This window comes from Dongia sp., assembly GCF_041909655.1.
Classification (GTDB): domain Bacteria; phylum Pseudomonadota; class Alphaproteobacteria; order Dongiales; family Dongiaceae; genus Dongia.
The window spans coordinates 20,878-36,513 of sequence record NZ_JAYRDA010000001.1; the positions used below are offsets into that span (position 1 = coordinate 20,878).

Here is a 15,636-nt window from a genome sequence, read left to right on the forward strand (position 1 = left end):
CCTCGATGCCAGGTCGCGCTCCAGGGCAGGGGGTGTCGCGCCAGGCGCCGGTGATCGTCCAGTAGACGGGACCGATTCAACCAATCTGGCATCGGCCGTTGCAACCTTATGTCTCATCCGGGTTTATCAAGATGAAAGTCCTCGTCGCTGTTAAGCGGGTGATCGATGCCAACGTGAAAGTGCGCGTCAAAGCGGACGGCACGGGCGTCGAGACCCAGAACGTGAAGATGTCCATGAATCCCTTCTGCGAGATCGCGACCGAGGAGGCCGTGCGCCTCAAGGAAGCGGGCAAGGTGACCGAGATCGTCGCCGTCTCGCTGGGTAACGCGCAATGCGCCGAGACGATCCGCACGGCGCTCGCCATGGGCGCCGATCGCGGCATCCATGTGCAGACCGATGTCGAATTGCAGCCTTTGGCCGTCGCCAAGCTGCTGAAGGCGGTGGTCGAGAAGGAACAGCCGGGCCTGGTCATCCTGGGCAAGCAGGCGATCGACGACGACGCGAACCAGACGGGCCAGATGCTCTCCGCGCTCTTGGGCTGGCCGCAGGCGACCTATGCCTCGAAGCTGGTCTTGAACGACAACAATACCGCCAATGTGACGCGCGAAGTGGATGGCGGCCTCGAGACGATCGAGGTGAAGACGCCCTTCATCATGACGACCGATCTGCGTCTCAATGAACCGCGCTATGCCTCGCTCCCCAACATCATGAAGGCGAAGAAGAAGCCGATTGATGCGCTGACCCCGGAGCAATTGGGTGTCGACCCCACCCCGCGCCTGAAGACCCTGAAGGTGACCGAGCCGCCGAAGCGTTCGGCCGGCATCAAGGTCGCCAGCGTCGCCGAACTGGTCGACAAGCTGAAGAACGAAGCAAAAGTCATCTGAGGGTCATCCATCATGAGCATTCTCGTCCTCGCCGAGCATGACAATTCGTCGCTGAAATCCGCGACCCTGCATGCCGTCACCGCCGCCCAGAAGATCGGCGGCGATATTCACATTCTCGTTGCCGGTGCCGGCGCCCAGGGTGCCGCCGACGCGGCCGCCAAAGTGGCCGGTGTCGCCAAGGTGCTGCTGGCCGACGATGCGGCCTATGCCCATGCGCTCGCCGAAAACGTGGCGAAGCTGATCGTGAGCCTCGCGCCGAATTACAGCCACATCCTCGCGGCCGCGACCGTCAACGGCAAGAACATCCTGCCGCGCGCCTCGGCTCTCCTCGACGTGCAGCAGATTTCGGAAATCTCGGCCGTCGACAGCGCGGATACCTTCACGCGTCCGACCTATGCCGGCAACGCGCTCACCACGGTCCAGTCCGCGGACAAGATCAAGGTGATCACGGTGCGTGCGACGGCCTTCGACGCCGCTGCCGCCGAAGGCGGCTCGGCTGCGGTTGAGAAGGTGGCGGGCGCCGGCGATGCGGGGCTTTCCAAATTCCTCGGCCAGGAAGTGCAGAAGACCGAACGTCCCGAACTCACCTCGGCGCGCATCGTCGTCTCCGGTGGCCGCGGCATGCAATCGGGCGACAATTTCAAGATGCTCGAGGAAGTGGCCGACAAATTGGGCGCCGCCGTCGGTGCCAGTCGCGCCGCGGTCGATGCGGGCTTCGTGCCCAACGATTACCAGGTCGGCCAGACCGGCAAGATCGTCGCCCCCGACCTCTATGTCGCGGTCGGCATCTCGGGTGCCATCCAGCACTTGGCCGGCATGAAGGACAGCAAGGTCATCGTCGCCATCAACAAGGACGAGGACGCGCCGATCTTCCAGGTGGCCGATTACGGCCTGGTCGCCGATCTCTTCCAGGCGGTCCCGGAACTCGCCAAGGAACTCAACAAGTAAGTCAGTGAGCGGGGCGGCGGCGTGCTAAGCGCGCCGCCGCAACCTGGTTCCAACCAGCAAAGAGGTACCAACGTGACGATCGAAAAGGTGGGCATTATCGGGGCGGGGCAGATGGGCAACGGCATCGCCCATGTGAGCGCTCTGGCCAAGCTCGACGTCAAGATGGTCGACACCAATCCGGCGCAGCTTAACAAGGCGCTGGAGACCATCCGCGGCAACATGAACCGCCAGGTGAAGCGCGGCATGTTCTCCCAAGCGGAGGAAGACGCGGCGATCAACCGCATCAAGGTGTCGCAGAACCTCGCCGATCTCAAGGATTGCGATATCGTCATCGAGGCCGCGACCGAAAAGGAAGAGGTCAAGAAGGAGATCATGCGCGCGGTCAGCCCGCTCCTGAAGCCGGAAGCGCTGATCGCCAGCAACACCTCCTCGATCTCGATCACGCGCCTCGCTGCTGCCACTGACCGGCCGCAGAAATTCATCGGCATGCATTTCATGAACCCCGTGCCGCTGATGAAGCTGGTCGAGCTCATCCGGGGTCTCGCCACCGATGACGACACCTTCAACCAGGTTCGCGAACTGGCCGAGAAGCTCGGCAAGACCACCGCGACCTCGGAAGATTTCCCGGCCTTCATCGTCAACCGCATCCTGCTGCCGATGATCAACGAGGCGGTCTATACGCTTTATGAAGGTGTCGGCAATGTGGAAGCCATCGACACCGCGATGCGGCTTGGCGCCAACCACCCGATGGGTCCGCTGGAGCTTGCCGATTTCATCGGCCTCGACGTCTGTCTTGCCGTCATGCAGGTGCTCTATGAGGGCCTTGCCGACAGCAAGTACCGTCCGTGTCCGCTGCTGGTGAAATATGTCGAGGCCGGCTGGTACGGCAAGAAGGCCGGCCGCGGCTTCTACGATTACAGCGGCGAGACGCCGATCCCGACGCGCTGACCGTGTCTCCCGCCCCGTCGGGCCTGAGCGGGCAGAGGGCGGCGGGAGCGCGCCCTCTCTTTCTTTTCCTGCTGCTGTCGGCCGCGATCTGGCTGATCTGCCTTTATCGGCAGCAACTGGTCATCCTCAACGAAGACGTGATCTGGCTGATCGTGGCGGCCGGGCGCCTGCTGGACGGGGCACGCCTCGGTGCCGATATCGTCGAAGTGAATACGCCGATCGCCGTCCTCCTTTATCTGCCTGCGGCCCTGCTGATGCGCTGGCTCCATCTGCCGATGGCGCCGGCACATCATCTCGCGACCTCGCTGATGATATTGGCGTCTCTCGGCCTCACCGCGGCGATCCTGCGTCCGGTCTGGCTGGGAAACGGCATGCGACCCTGGCTGTGGCCGGTACTGCAGGCGGTCTTTCTCGCTTTCTCTTTGCAGGCCTATCATTTCGGGCAGCGCGACAGCCTGGTCTTCATGTTCCTGCTGCCGCTCATCGCCTATCTCGCGGTGCTGCTGACCGGCGGTGAGTGCCGGCTTTCCCTGCGGATGGCGATCGGTATCGCCGCCGCCCTCGCCATCGCGATCAAGCCGCATTACCTGCCGGTTGCGATATCGATCTACGGGCTCCGGATCTGGCGTTTCGGCTTTCAAAGCCTGTTGAAATCGGTCGATCTCCGCGCGGCTGTTCTGGCTGGCCTGGCCCTTCTCGCGATCAGCTTCGCGATCTTTCCCGATTGGCTGGAAATGGTGCGCTTCACCATTCGCTTCTATCTGCCGATCTCGCACGATACCGGCTTTCTCTTCGGCGATTTCTTCCGACAGCGCATGCCGGCGATCGCCATCGCGGCCATCGGTGCCTTGCTCTGGTGGCGCCTGCCGAAAACAGCGCCCTTGCGCCCGCTCATCACCGCGCTGCTGGTAACGGAACCGGCCTTCCTGCTGGCCTATTTCCTGCAGGCGCGCGGCTATGCCTATCACCTCATTCCCTTCGAGATGGCGAGCGGACTCGCCGGGTTTCTCGCAATCCTCTCGCTCCTCGCGCAACCTTTCGGCCGCGCAAGAATGGCACTCGGCGTCTCGGCTTTGCTGGCGGCCTTTGCCGTCTTCGCCACCGCGGCGCTGCAGACCTACAATCTGCAGCCGGAACGGATGGCGGAGGATCGGGTGGTCGCGGCGGTGCATCGTTATGACCGCGGCAATGGCATGGCCCTGCTGGATATTCGCGGGCCGCCTGCGATCTTTGCCATTCCCATCTTCGGCACCAAGATGGCGGCGCGCGGGCAGAGCCTCTGGGCGATCCAGAGTATCGAGCGCGTCGCGGCGCCGGACCGCGACGCCTTTTTGCAGAGCGTGATCGCCGATTTCCGGCGCTTCCAGCCGGATGTGGTGGTGGTCAACCGGACGGCCTTGCTGCCCGATGGCCGCAACATGGCGGATCGCCTCAATGACGAACCAGCTTTCGCCGAGATCTGGAGCAACTACCGCCTGGTCGAGGAAACGCGCTCCAACCACACGGACTTTGCCATCTATGCGCGGGAGTGACGGCGCCGGCGCCTAGCCTGCGGGCGTCGCCGCCGCGAGATAGGGCTTCAGCTTTTCCTTCACTGCCTCGCCGTTCCAATCGGTGGGGCCGATGAATTTCTCCACCACCTGGCCCTCGCGATCCAGGATGAAGGTGGTGGGCAGGACCGAGCCTTCGAGTTCCTGGAAGAGGTCGCTCAACCGGTCGGTATAGAGGGTGAGGTGCTTCACCCCGGTCCGGCGGAAGAAGGGGGCGGCCTTTTTGATCCCCTCGCGGTCGAGGGAGACGGCGATCACCTTGAGGCCATCCGGGCCGAGGCTTTCCTGGAGGGCATCCAGGGTCGGCATTTCGGCGATGCAGGGGGCGCACCAACTGGCCCAGAAATTCAAGACCACGACCTGGCCCCTGAAAGCGGTCAGGTCGAGCTTGGCTCCCATCTGGTCCTCGAAGCCTTCTTTGGGCGTTGGCAGGGGTGGATCGATCGGGCTAAAGTCGCCCACCTGTTCCGCGCGGGCGAAATCGGCCGTGACCGGGGCCAGAAAGACCGCCAGAAACAGCCCGAAAACCGCCATTCTTCTTGAGAACATGAGTACCAAATCAACCTCGAACCAGCCGGATGCCGCGAATGCGATGTGGGGCGGGCGCTTTGCCGCCGGCCCCGCCGCGATCATGCAGGAGATTAATGCCTCCATCGGCGTCGACAAGCGACTTTATGCCGAGGACATCCAGGGTTCGCTGGCCCATGCCGCCATGCTGGTGAAGCAGGGGATCATTTCCGAGACGGACGGGGCGGCGATCGCCAAGGGTCTCCAGCAGGTGAAAGCCGAGATCGAGGCGGGGAAATTCGAGTTCAAGGTGGCACTCGAAGACATCCACATGAATGTCGAGCAGCGCCTCCGCGAACTGATCGGCGAGCCGGCGGGCAGGCTCCATACCGCGCGCTCGCGCAATGATCAGATCGCGACCGATTTTAAACTCTGGGTGCGCCGCGCGGCCGACGAAGTTGCCGCCGAGACGAAAAATCTGGTGGCAGCACTTATCGACCGGGCCGAGGCCGAGGCGGCGACGGTGATGCCGGGCTATACCCATCTGCAGCCGGCCCAGCCGGTCACCTTCGGTCATCATCTCCTTGCTTATGTCGAAATGCTGGGGCGCGATCTGGGGCGTCTTTCCGATGCACGGAAGCGCCTCAATGAATCGCCTTTGGGGGCGGCAGCACTCGCCGGCACGACCTTTCCCATCGACCGGCAGATGACGGCCAGGGCATTGGGCTTCGACCGGCCCAGCGCCAATTCGCTGGATGCCGTCTCGGACCGCGATTTCGCGCTCGAATATCTGGGCGCACTCTCGATCCTCGCCGTGCATCTCTCGCGCCTTGCCGAAGAGATCGTGATCTGGATGAGCGAGGGCTTCCGCTTTATCAAATTGTCGGATGCCTTCACCACCGGCTCCTCGATCATGCCGCAGAAGAAAAATCCGGATGCCGCCGAATTGGTGCGCGCGAAAGCCGGCGAAGTCATCGGCATGATGGTGCAGCTTCTCATCATCCTGAAAGGCCTGCCGCTCACCTATGGCAAGGACATGCAGGACGACAAGGCGCCGACTTTCGCCGCCACCGATACCGTGCTGCTGTCGCTGGCAGCCATGACCGGCATGGTGCGCGATTTGACACCCAACCGGGCGCGCATGCGCGATGCCTGCGAGCGCGGATTCCTCACCGCCACCGATCTTGCCGATTGGCTGGTCCGGGAACTCGGCATGCCGTTCCGCGACGCCCATCACGTGACCGGATCGCTGGTGAAGCGCGCCGAGGATCAAGGCAAGGGCCTTGCCGATCTCAGCCTTGGCGAGATGCAGGAAATCGAGCCCAGGATCAGCGAGGCGGTCTATCCCGTTCTTTCGATCGAGAATTCCGTGGCCGGCCGCAAATCCGAGGGCGGCACCGCGCCGGACAATGTGCGTGCCGCCGCACTTGCTGCCCGCAATCGTTTTCTGGGAGAGAGATTTCTATGAACCGATCGCCGATTGCCGTTCTGACGATCGTTGCCGTTTTGGCGCTGGCCCTAAGTGTCAGCGCCTGTGGCCGCAAGGGTGATCCCGTTTTGCCGAAAGAACAGCGCAACACCTTCCCCGACCAATACCCGAAATCGACCCAACCGCAGGGCGGTGTCTTCAGCGGTACCTAAGGCAGCAGCACCATCACATGAGCCAGTTCCATTACCAAGACGGCGTGCTCCACGCCGAATCCGTGAAGCTTGCCGACATCGCCGCGGCGGTGGGGACGCCGTTCTATTGCTATTCGACGGCGAAGCTCACGCAGAATTTCCAGAACTTCTCGGATGCCCTGGGCGGGCTCAACGCCAAGCTCTATTACTCGCTGAAAGCCAATTCCAACCAGGCCGTGATCAAGACCCTGGCCGGTCTCGGTGCCGGCGCCGATGTGGTGTCGGTGGGCGAGATGTACCGCGCCTTGAAGGCCGGCATCGCCGCCAAGGACATCGTCTTTGCCGGCGTCGGCAAGACGCGCGAGGAGATGGCCGAGGCCTTGAAGGCCGGGATCTATCAGTTCAACGTCGAATCCGTCGGTGAATTGCGTGCCCTCAACGAGGTGGCGCTGTCGCTGGGCCAGAAGGCGCCGGTCGCCTTGCGCATCAACCCGGATGTCGATGCGAAGACCCATGCCAAGATTGCTACCGGCAAGGCCGAGAACAAATTCGGCATCGATATCGATCATGCACCGGCGATCTATGCCGAGGCCGCCGGGCTGCCGGGCATCGCAGTCAAGGGCCTTGCCTGCCATATCGGATCGCAACTGACCAACATCGCACCCTTCCGCCACGCCTTCCAGAAAATGGCGGAATTGGTGAAGGCCCTGCGCGGTGAGGGCCACAATGTCGAGCGGGTGGATCTCGGCGGCGGGGTCGGCATCACCTATCGCGACGAGCAGATCATCAGCTTTGCCGATTACACGACTGCCGTCGCCGAGACGGTCGGCAATCTGGGCCTGAAGCTGGAAGCCGAGCCTGGCCGCAGCATCGTCGGCAATTCCGGCATCCTGGTGGCGCGCGTCATCAACGTCAAAGAGGGTGTGAGCCGCAAATTCGTGATCGTCGACGCGGCGATGAACGATCTCATCCGGCCGACCCTTTACGACGCCTATCACCAGATCCTGCCCGTGCGGCAGCCGGCCGACGATGCCGCCGTGACCCGGGTCGATGTGGTGGGGCCGATCTGCGAAACCGGCGATCAATTCGCCGAGCAAAGGCCACTGCCGCCGCTGGCGGTGGGCGACCTCATCGCCTTCGGCGAGGCGGGAGCTTACGGGGCGGTCATGTCCTCGACCTACAACACCCGCCCGCTGGTGCCCGAGGTGCTGGTAAAAGGCGATAAGTTTGAGGTGGTTAGGCCGCGCCAAACTTATGACGCAATCATCGGTCAAGACATTCTGCCAAGCTGGCTGTAGCATCGGAACCGGGCGCCCGATCCGCGGTTCGGATGGGTGCCGGCCCCACATGCAGCGGGAGGTCCGATGGCTGATATCCCCGGCGGCGACGCGCGGCAAACGGTGACAAGACAGGCTCCCGAGGCCCCCAATCCTCATCTCCCGCTCCGGGTCTCGGTGATGATCGATCTCGCCTGGGCGGTCCTGCTGCTGGAGCGGGTCGCGGCGGCGCTGGTGCCGGCGGCGGTCGTGCTGGCCTTGTTTTTCGCCATTGCCTGGTTGGGATTGCCGCGGGAATTGCCGGTCTGGGCGCATGTGCTGTTGCTGGCGGTCTTCGCTGGCGGTTTGCTCTATGCCCTCTATCGCGGCGGGCGTGGTTTTCGCTGGCCCGACCGCAAGAATGCCCTGCGACGGCTGGAGCTGGACAGCAAGCTCGATCACCGGCCCCTCACCCATATCGACGACGCGCCGGTGGGCGATCTGGCCGATCCGGCGACGCGCAGCCTGTGGCAACGGCATCGCCAGCGCCTGCTCGCCGCCATCGGCCGGCTGGATCTTAAGGGCCCCGATACCGGTTTTGCCAAACGCGATCCTTTCGCTTTGCGCCATGCGGCGTTGCTCCTGGCGCTGGTTGGTCTTTTTATCGCGGGCGGTTCCTGGCAGCGGCGTCTCGATCTGGCCCTGGTGCCGAATTTTTCCGGCATCGAAGCCGGCGAGCAGATCACCATCGAAGCCTGGATCACGCCGCCCGATTACACCGGCCTGCCGCCGATCAGTCTCAGTTACGATCCCGCCGGGGCCGAGGCCAACAAGGCGGCGCCGCTCGACGTGCCGGTGGGCTCGCGCCTGCTCATGCAGGCCCAGGGCTTGCCGACCGATGGCCTGACCGGCCCAGCCACCTTGCTGGCCAATGATGAATCGGCGGATTTCGATGTGCTCGACGCCGTCACCCAGCGCGCCGAGCGGGTGCTGCAAAAGGGCGAGGTGATCGGTGTGAAATCCGGCCTCGGCACAATCGCCGAATGGCCCGTGCGGCTGGTCCCGGATCTTGCCCCACGGCCGGGTTTTGCCGGCGACCCCACGGTGACGGATCGCGGTGTGTTGCGCCTCGGCTATGAGGTCAGGGACGATTACGGCGTGAACGATCTCCGGTTGGTGGTCGGCCGCGGCAGTGACAGTCTGGAACTGAAATTGCCGCTGGGGAAAGCGGGCGAGGCCGAAGGCGGCGGACGTGTCGCGCGCGGTGCCGCCTATCAGGATCTGACCGCGCATCCCTGGGCCGGTCTCGATGTCGAATTGCGCCTGGTGGCGCGCGACGCCCTGGGGCAGATCGGCGCCTCGGCACCGCTGGCGCTGACGTTGCCCGAGCGCAAATTCTTCCACCCCGTCGCCCGCGCCATCGCCGAAGGCCGGAAGCGCCTGGCGGAGGATTGGCAGGGGCATCAGGACGTGGCGCGGGAATTGATGATCCTCAAAGCCCAGCCCGAAACCTATGAAGGCAACATCGCGGCCTATCTCGGCATGGATATGGCGGCGCGGCGCCTCGCCCATCAGCCCTTCGCCCCCTCGCAATTGCCGCCGATCCTGCAATTGATGTGGGACACCGCCCTCGATATCGAAGACGGCGGCACCTCGATCGCCCTCCAGGAATTCCGGCGCCTGCAGCAGGAATTGATGGAGGCGCTGGAACGGGGTGCTTCGGATGAAGAGATCGAGCGGCTGATGAACCAGCTGCAGGAAGCGATGAACCGCTACATGCAGGACATGATGCAGCAATTGCAGCGCGCCATGGAGAACGGCGTGCCCTTGCAGCGCATGTCACCCAACGGCCTGCAATTGTCGCAGCGCGATCTCAATCAGATGCTGCAGGATGCGCGCCGCATGGCGCAATCCGGTGCCAAGGATTCGGCGCGTGAAATGCTGGAACAATTGCAGCGGTTGATGGAGAACCTGCAGGCCGGCGTGCCGCAGATGATGAGCCCCGAAGGCCAGCAGGGGCAGCAGCTGGCCAACGAGCTTGCCCGCATGATGCAGCGTCAGCAGGAATTGCTGCAGCAGAGCTTCGATGCCCAGCGCGGCCAGCAGCCCGGCGGACAGGACGGCATGGGCGAGGGCGAGATGGACGGCATGCCCGGCGAGGGCCGCGGCACCGGCCAGGGCGCCATGGGCCAGGAACAGCTGCGCCGCGATCTGGGTGAATTGATGCGCCAGATGGGCCAGGCCTTCGGCGATCTGCCGCAGGGTCTGGGGGCCGCCGAGCAAGCGATGCGCGACGCCGTGGAGGCGCTCAACCAGCCGGATTTCAACGGCGCCGCGAATGCCCAGAACGAGGCGCTCAATCAATTGCAGCAGGGCCTGCAATCGGCCCAGCAGATGATGCAGCGCCAGATGGGAGCGGCACCCGGTCCGGGCCGGCGCGATCAGATGGATCCTCTCGGCCGGCCGGCCAAGACCGAGGATGAAACCGCAGGCGGCAATACCAGCGATACGTTCGGGGTCAAGGTGCCGGAAGCCGGTGCCCTGGAACGCGCGCGCCAGATCTTCGAGGAATTGCGCGAACGCCGCAACGATCCGTCACGGCCCAAACAGGAACGCGATTATCTCGATCGGCTGCTGAAGCAGTTTTAAGACGCTTCAGAATCGTCGGAAGCGTATCCACGCCCTTCTTGTCATGGCCCGCTTTAGGCGGGCCATCCACGAGTTTTTTTGTTAGCGGCTGGAAAAAGCAACTCATGGATCCCCCGCCTAAAGCGGGGGATGACAGAGTGAGAGGCCCAAGGCCTCAGTTTTAGTACGAAATGTTCCAGGAAAATTAGGAGCCTGTCGGGTGGCGGTTAGGCCGCGGGCTTCTGGCCGTCGAGGGCGCTGTCGACCGCGCTGCAGATCTGCTTGAGGCTGAAGGGCTTGGTGATCACGTCGGCCACGGCAACGCCGCCGCCGTCCTGCGAGACCCGGTCGCGCGCCGCGGCAAAGCCGGTCATCATGAGAACGGTCATCTTCGGATTGATCTTGCCGGCGGTCTCGGCCAAAGCGAGGCCGTCGAGACCGGGCATGACGATATCGGTCAGCATAAGATCGAAGGTCTGGGCTTCCAGAGCGCGGATGGCGGCCTGACCGTCGCTCACCGCGACCACGCTGTGGCCACGATGCGTGAGAGCGCGGGTGACGAAGGTCCTGACGGCCTCGTCGTCCTCTGCCAGAAGAATTGCAGCCACGTTCGCCTCAGCCCTGCCAAACTCGACATTGCGCGCATACGCCACTGAATTCATTTTCTGCTGCTTCCTTTACCCACTGCACGATCATCGCCTTCAGACCTCGGTATCGGTTCATGGCGCCCGCATCAAACGTCTGCATCAAATCCCTGCGTCGGGCTAATGCGTCGAGCTGGAGCCATGAAACACAAATCTTGGATCGCAGTTCCGTCCGTCCTGGCCGTTTCCGCTCGCTGGTCCCGGTGGAGCGGCGACTCGGACCCTTGGTCTCCTCGTAAGCTAGTGCCCAAGAGTTAATATTTGGTGGAACGGGCACCCACCCGGAGGCGTATATCACTAGGAAATAATGGCAGATTTGCGGCGCCACGCGAGTCTCTTTCGCGCGAAATCCCAGCTATTCCAAGAAGGTGACGGTGAGGCTTTTGGTCCCCTTGGGCAAATTCTCGAAGAATGTGCGAAAGCTAATGGTCTCGCCCGGTTCGATCACTTCCTGTTCCAGGCGGAAGGGGTGCCAGGGTTCCAGCACCACATCCTTGCCGGTGGCCTCGTCCTTGGCCGTGGGGATCGCCACCAGATGCGGGACCTGAACCGGGAATTCCGATTTGTTGAAGATGTCGCCCTGAATCGAGACCACGGAGACGCCATCGGCATTGCGGCGATTGAACACCAGATTGCCGATATCGAGATCCTTGGCCGGGTTGCTGGTCGAGATGCCCATCAGGCTGTAGACCATGTCGAAAGCCGGCACGGCGCGGGCGATTTCGGCCCGGAAATAGAAGAGGGCGCCCAGCAAGCCGAGCACGAAGCCGGTCAGCAGGATATAGGCCGGGCGGACCACATGGCGCCGCCGCGGCATGACCGGGCGCAATTTGGGCGGAATGGTGATGGGGCCGGTCGGTCGCTGGGGCGAGCGCGGCCGGGGCGGGGCGGCGGGAATCTCGACGCCCGGCTCGAGCACCGTGTTGCCGGCGGCTGGAAGGGGATCGGCAGCAAGACCGCCCGAATCGGGCTGGGCCCCAATCGGCTCGCCACCATTGGGTGCCGCGGGCGCCGGTTCGTCGAAAGTCGCCAGCGGGGCGCCCTCCGGCGATTCGAGCTTGGGGGGCACCTGTTTCCACTTATGGCCGCATTTCGCGCAACGCACATTGCGCCCCGCGTCGCCAAGCAACGCCGCGTCCAGTGAAAACCTTGTGGCACAGGCTGGGCAGGAAACAATCACCGATTCGTCCACTCTCTCGCTTTGCCGCAATCTTTATAGGTTGCTGTCCCCCGCCGGACAAGCGGGGCGGATCGGATCGCCATGCGACTCGGGAGACGACGATTCGGGCGACGACAATTCCGGCGACGACGATTCTGGCCCAGGCCCTGCCCGGCACATGCTTTACGGGGGCAAAGCGGCTATGCGATGGTAGCGGCGAAATTTGGCCAGCCTTCCCTTACCGCCGCAAGGCGCCGTGGTGGATCGCCGGTCGTTCCGGGGCTGAACCGAGGCGCCGCCTCGGCCAACCCCAAAGCGTTGGATTGGATCCGTGGTTTTATTCGATCAGGTTTCGGTGCAATACGGCACCGGCCCGCAGATCTTGCGCGATATCTCCTTCACCCTGGCGCCCGGCTCGTTCCATTTTCTGGTGGGGCGCAGCGGCGCTGGCAAATCCTCGCTGTTGAAGCTGATGTATCTGGGCCTGCGGCCGGCCGCCGGCATCGTCAGCCTGTTCGGCCGCGACGTGGCAAGCCTTGCCCGCAGCGACTTTCCCGCCATTCGCCGCCGCGTGGGCGTGGTGTTCCAGGATTTCCGTTTGATCCCGCATCTCTCGGCGCTGGACAATGTGGCCCTGCCGCTCCGTGTCGCCGGCGTGCGCGAGGCCGATGTGCGGCGGCATTGCACAGAACTTTTGAGCTGGGTGGGTCTTGCCGATCAACTGGATGCGCTGCCCGCCACCCTCTCGGGCGGCCAGCAGCAGCGTGTCGCCATCGCCCGCGCCGTCATCGCTCGGCCCAATCTGCTGCTGGCGGACGAACCCACCGGCAATGTCGACGATGTCATCGGATTGCGCTTGATGTATCTCTTCGAGGAGCTCAACAAGCTCGGCACGACGGTGGTGGTGGCAACCCATAACGATTCCCTGGTCAGCCGCTTCACGCACCGGCAATTGCGACTGGAGCAAAGCTCGGTCCGTGTCTTCGACCCCGCGCAACCCGCGCGCAACCGCCCGGGCGCGGCGGCCCCCTTTGCCACGCCGGATCAAGCCTGATGCTGGGGATGCGTTCGGATCTGCCGCTCGACCGCGATGCCGCGGCGCGCTTCCTGCCGTGGATCCTGGGCTTCATGGTCTATCTTGCCGCCTTGGCGGTGGGGGCGGCGATGGTGGTGGACCGCGTCGCCGAGCGTTGGCAATCGGGCCTCACCGGCAATCTCACGGTCGAGATACCGTTCGACGGCGATATCAGCGTCACCGATCGCGGCATCCAGCTCGACCGGATCATCGATCTTCTGAGTGCGACACCGGGCGTCGCCGGCACCACCCTGCTCGACGAGCGCGAGATCGCGCGGCTGCTGGAACCCTGGCTCGGCGCCTCCGCGAGCGAGCTCGACATTCCGCTGCCCTCGCTCATCGCCGTCACCTTGCGTCCGGAGGCACAGCTCGACCGCGCGCAATTGCAAAGCGATCTTGCCGCGATCCAGCCGGGCGCCACGATCGACGATCACAGCGCCTGGATCGAGGACGCGCTCTCGTTCCTGCGCGGCCTCAAATTGCTGGCGGCTTTGCTGACCGGCCTGGTCCTGGCGGCAACGGCGCTCACCATCGTCTTCGTCACCCGGACCGGCCTCTCGATTCATCGCAGTGTCATCGAAATCGTCCATATCATCGGCGCGCCCGATGCCTATATCGCGCAGCAATTCCAGGCCCAGGCCCTGCGCCAGGGATTGGCGGGCGGCATTGCCGGCACGCTGCTGGCGGCGGCGACGCTGTATGGCATCGATTACCTGCTGCATCTCTCCGGACCCCTGGAGACAGGTCTGGGAACGGGCATGGGGGGGGGGGGGGCGCCGGACATTTCCCAAAGCTCGGGGTTCAGTCCCGGTTCGCTCGGCCTCGATGTCAAGTTCCTGGCCTGGCAATGGGCGATCCTCGGCATGTTGCCCTTTGCCGCCACTCTCATCGCCATGATTACCGCGCGCTGGACCGTGTTGCGGTCGCTGGCGCGGCTGGTCTGAACCTGCTAGGAAAGGCCGGCTATGGGGGTCAATCGCATCAATTTCCGGGACCCAGGGATTCAGCGCAGTGGATCGGGCCGCTTCCTGGTTCATATCGCCCTGCTGCTGGCCTTCATCTGGCTCCTCGGATTTCTTAGCTTCACCGCGGCCATCCCACGCGCCGTCCGTGACGTGACGACGCGCGCCGATGCCATCGTGGTGCTGACCGGCGGCCGCGACCGCCTCGCGGAAGCCTTCCGATTGCTGGAAGCGGGCCTAGCGCCGCGGCTGTTGATCACCGGCGTGGCGCAGGGCGTCTCATTGACGCAGGTGATCGACGGCTTGGGCGAGGATCGCGACGCCGCGCCCAGCGCCGCCCTGCAGGCCTGCTGCATCACCCTCGGCTATGAGGCCGGCAACACGGTCGGCAATGCCGCCGAAAGTGCGGCCTGGGTCGAGGCCAATAATGTGCGCTCGGTGCGGCTGGTGACGGCGAATTATCATATCCAGCGCAGTCGCCTGGAATTCCGCCGCACCCTGCCGGAGATCGAACTCATTCTCAATCCGGTCTATCCGCCCGAAGTGCAGGACGGCTTCTGGTTCGTCAAGCCGCGCATCCTGGGGCTGCTCATCGGCGAGTATCACAAATTCATCGGGGCCTGGATGCGGGCCGTCAGCCATGACGCGTTGATCTGGGCGAATGATGGCGCGCAATCGATCCGCGACATGACGGGCGATTGGTCGCTGCCGGATTGGGCCGATCTCTTCGGATCCGATTCCGCATGATCGGGTTCCGCGCCCTGCTGTTCAATACGCTTTATCTGCTGTGGACGGCGGCGATGCATATCGTCTGCCTGCCGCTGCTCCTCGCCCCGGCTTCGGTCATTCACAAGGCCGGCAAGATCTGGATCGCGGGGTCGCTCTGGCTGCTCAGAATCTGCGTCGGCCTCGACATGCGCGAGATCGGCAGCGAGCATCTGCCGGCAGAGCCGGTGCTCTTTGCCGTGAAACATCAATCGGCCTGGGAGACGCTTTATCTTTCCTGGCGACTGAACCAACCAGCCTTCGTGCTGAAGAAGGAATTGCTCCATATTCCGCTCTTCGGCTGGTTTCTGCGCCGCGTCGGCATGATCGCGATCGATCGCAGCGGCAAGGCGGCGGCGCTGAAGAAAATGGTGGCCGATGCCAAGGCGACCTTCGCCCAAGGGCGGCCGGTGATCATCTTTCCGGAAGGAACCCGTGTCGCTCCAGGGGCTCATCGGCCCTATCAGCCCGGCATCGCCGCCCTCTATGCGCAATTGGGTGTGCCGGTCATTCCGGTGGCACTGAATTCCGGCCTGTTCTGGGGAAAGAAGGCGATCCTGAAGAAGCCGGGAACCATCACCATCGAATATCTGCCGCCGATCCCGCCGGGTCTCGACCGCAAATCCTTCATGCGCGAGCTGGAGAGCCGCATCGAGACGGCCTCGAACCGATTGGCCCAGGAAAGTTAGA

15 protein-coding genes and 1 pseudogene are annotated in these 15,636 nt (G+C 63.8%); 12 read left to right on the forward strand and 4 right to left on the reverse strand.

Features of this window, described 5'->3' with window-relative positions; all coding sequences use genetic code 11:
• Positions 1 to 131 precede the first annotated feature (131 nt).
• From ACE3PR_RS00115 to ACE3PR_RS00130, 4 genes are all read left to right on the forward strand, one after another.
• Positions 132 to 884, forward strand: a complete 753-nt coding sequence (locus tag ACE3PR_RS00115) for an electron transfer flavoprotein subunit beta/FixA family protein (RefSeq protein WP_374366783.1) — start codon at positions 132 to 134, stop codon at positions 882 to 884.
• Positions 885 to 896: 12 nt separating this feature from the next.
• Positions 897 to 1,832 (forward strand): FAD-binding protein, encoded by a 936-nt coding sequence (locus tag ACE3PR_RS00120; protein ID WP_374366785.1) that lies wholly within the window; start codon positions 897 to 899, stop codon positions 1,830 to 1,832.
• A 72-nt stretch (positions 1,833 to 1,904) separates the two neighbouring features.
• Positions 1,905 to 2,780, forward strand: coding sequence for a 3-hydroxybutyryl-CoA dehydrogenase (locus tag ACE3PR_RS00125; protein ID WP_374366787.1), 876 nt, complete (start codon positions 1,905 to 1,907; stop codon positions 2,778 to 2,780).
• 2 nt (positions 2,781 to 2,782) lie between these two features.
• Positions 2,783 to 4,312, forward strand: a complete 1,530-nt coding sequence (locus ACE3PR_RS00130; RefSeq protein ID WP_374366789.1) for a hypothetical protein — start codon at positions 2,783 to 2,785, stop codon at positions 4,310 to 4,312.
• 12 nt (positions 4,313 to 4,324) lie between these two features.
• Here ACE3PR_RS00130 and ACE3PR_RS00135 read toward each other — a convergent pair whose 3' ends face one another.
• Positions 4,325 to 4,879, reverse strand: a complete 555-nt coding sequence (locus tag ACE3PR_RS00135; protein ID WP_374366791.1) for a TlpA family protein disulfide reductase — start codon at positions 4,877 to 4,879, stop codon at positions 4,325 to 4,327.
• Between ACE3PR_RS00135 and argH the strand changes: the two genes are divergently transcribed.
• The 4 genes from argH to ACE3PR_RS00155 all read left to right on the forward strand — a co-directional run bounded on the left by argH (position 4,878) and on the right by ACE3PR_RS00155 (position 10,362).
• Entirely contained in the window at positions 4,878 to 6,305 is a 1,428-nt protein-coding gene (gene argH / locus ACE3PR_RS00140; RefSeq protein WP_374366793.1) for an argininosuccinate lyase, read from the forward strand. The two genes, ACE3PR_RS00135 and argH, sit on opposite strands and share 2 nt — an antisense overlap.
• Positions 6,302 to 6,478, forward strand: coding sequence for a lipoprotein (locus tag ACE3PR_RS00145; protein ID WP_374366795.1), 177 nt, complete (start codon positions 6,302 to 6,304; stop codon positions 6,476 to 6,478). The genes argH and ACE3PR_RS00145 overlap by 4 nt, the downstream gene beginning before the upstream one ends.
• Positions 6,479 to 6,495: 17 nt before the next feature.
• Positions 6,496 to 7,755, forward strand: a complete 1,260-nt coding sequence (lysA, locus tag ACE3PR_RS00150) for a diaminopimelate decarboxylase (protein ID WP_374366797.1) — start codon at positions 6,496 to 6,498, stop codon at positions 7,753 to 7,755.
• 66 nt (positions 7,756 to 7,821) lie between these two features.
• Positions 7,822 to 10,362 (forward strand): TIGR02302 family protein, encoded by a 2,541-nt coding sequence (locus ACE3PR_RS00155; RefSeq protein ID WP_374366799.1) that lies wholly within the window; start codon positions 7,822 to 7,824, stop codon positions 10,360 to 10,362.
• A gap of 206 nt (positions 10,363 to 10,568) precedes the next feature.
• On the opposite strand, the gene ACE3PR_RS00160 is transcribed toward ACE3PR_RS00155, so the two are convergent.
• From ACE3PR_RS00160 to ACE3PR_RS00170, 3 genes and pseudogenes are all read right to left on the reverse strand, one after another.
• Complete coding sequence (locus tag ACE3PR_RS00160) at positions 10,569 to 11,003, reverse strand: response regulator (RefSeq protein ID WP_374366801.1); 435 nt, start codon at positions 11,001 to 11,003, stop codon at positions 10,569 to 10,571.
• Between the two features lie 337 nt (positions 11,004 to 11,340).
• The gene (locus ACE3PR_RS00165) at positions 11,341 to 12,054 is read right to left on the reverse strand and encodes a hypothetical protein (protein WP_374368081.1); all 714 of its coding nucleotides are present in this window, start codon (positions 12,052 to 12,054) and stop codon (positions 11,341 to 11,343) included.
• Between the two features lie 12 nt (positions 12,055 to 12,066).
• A pseudogene (locus ACE3PR_RS00170) lies at positions 12,067 to 12,177 on the reverse strand (zinc-ribbon domain-containing protein); the annotation flags it as partial.
• Between the two features lie 298 nt (positions 12,178 to 12,475).
• Here ACE3PR_RS00170 and ftsE point away from each other — a divergent pair.
• Genes ftsE through ACE3PR_RS00190 form a run of 4 tightly spaced genes read left to right on the forward strand, consistent with a single transcriptional unit; the run spans position 12,476 to position 15,635 of the window.
• Positions 12,476 to 13,198, forward strand: coding sequence for a cell division ATP-binding protein FtsE (gene ftsE, locus ACE3PR_RS00175; protein WP_374366804.1), 723 nt, complete (start codon positions 12,476 to 12,478; stop codon positions 13,196 to 13,198).
• The gene (locus tag ACE3PR_RS00180) at positions 13,198 to 14,163 is read left to right on the forward strand and encodes a cell division protein FtsX (RefSeq protein WP_374366806.1); all 966 of its coding nucleotides are present in this window, start codon (positions 13,198 to 13,200) and stop codon (positions 14,161 to 14,163) included. The genes ftsE and ACE3PR_RS00180 overlap by 1 nt, the downstream gene beginning before the upstream one ends.
• A gap of 21 nt (positions 14,164 to 14,184) precedes the next feature.
• Complete coding sequence (locus ACE3PR_RS00185; protein ID WP_374366808.1) at positions 14,185 to 14,928, forward strand: YdcF family protein; 744 nt, start codon at positions 14,185 to 14,187, stop codon at positions 14,926 to 14,928.
• Positions 14,925 to 15,635, forward strand: coding sequence for a lysophospholipid acyltransferase family protein (locus ACE3PR_RS00190; protein WP_374366810.1), 711 nt, complete (start codon positions 14,925 to 14,927; stop codon positions 15,633 to 15,635). The genes ACE3PR_RS00185 and ACE3PR_RS00190 overlap by 4 nt, the downstream gene beginning before the upstream one ends.
• Position 15,636 lies beyond the last annotated feature (1 nt).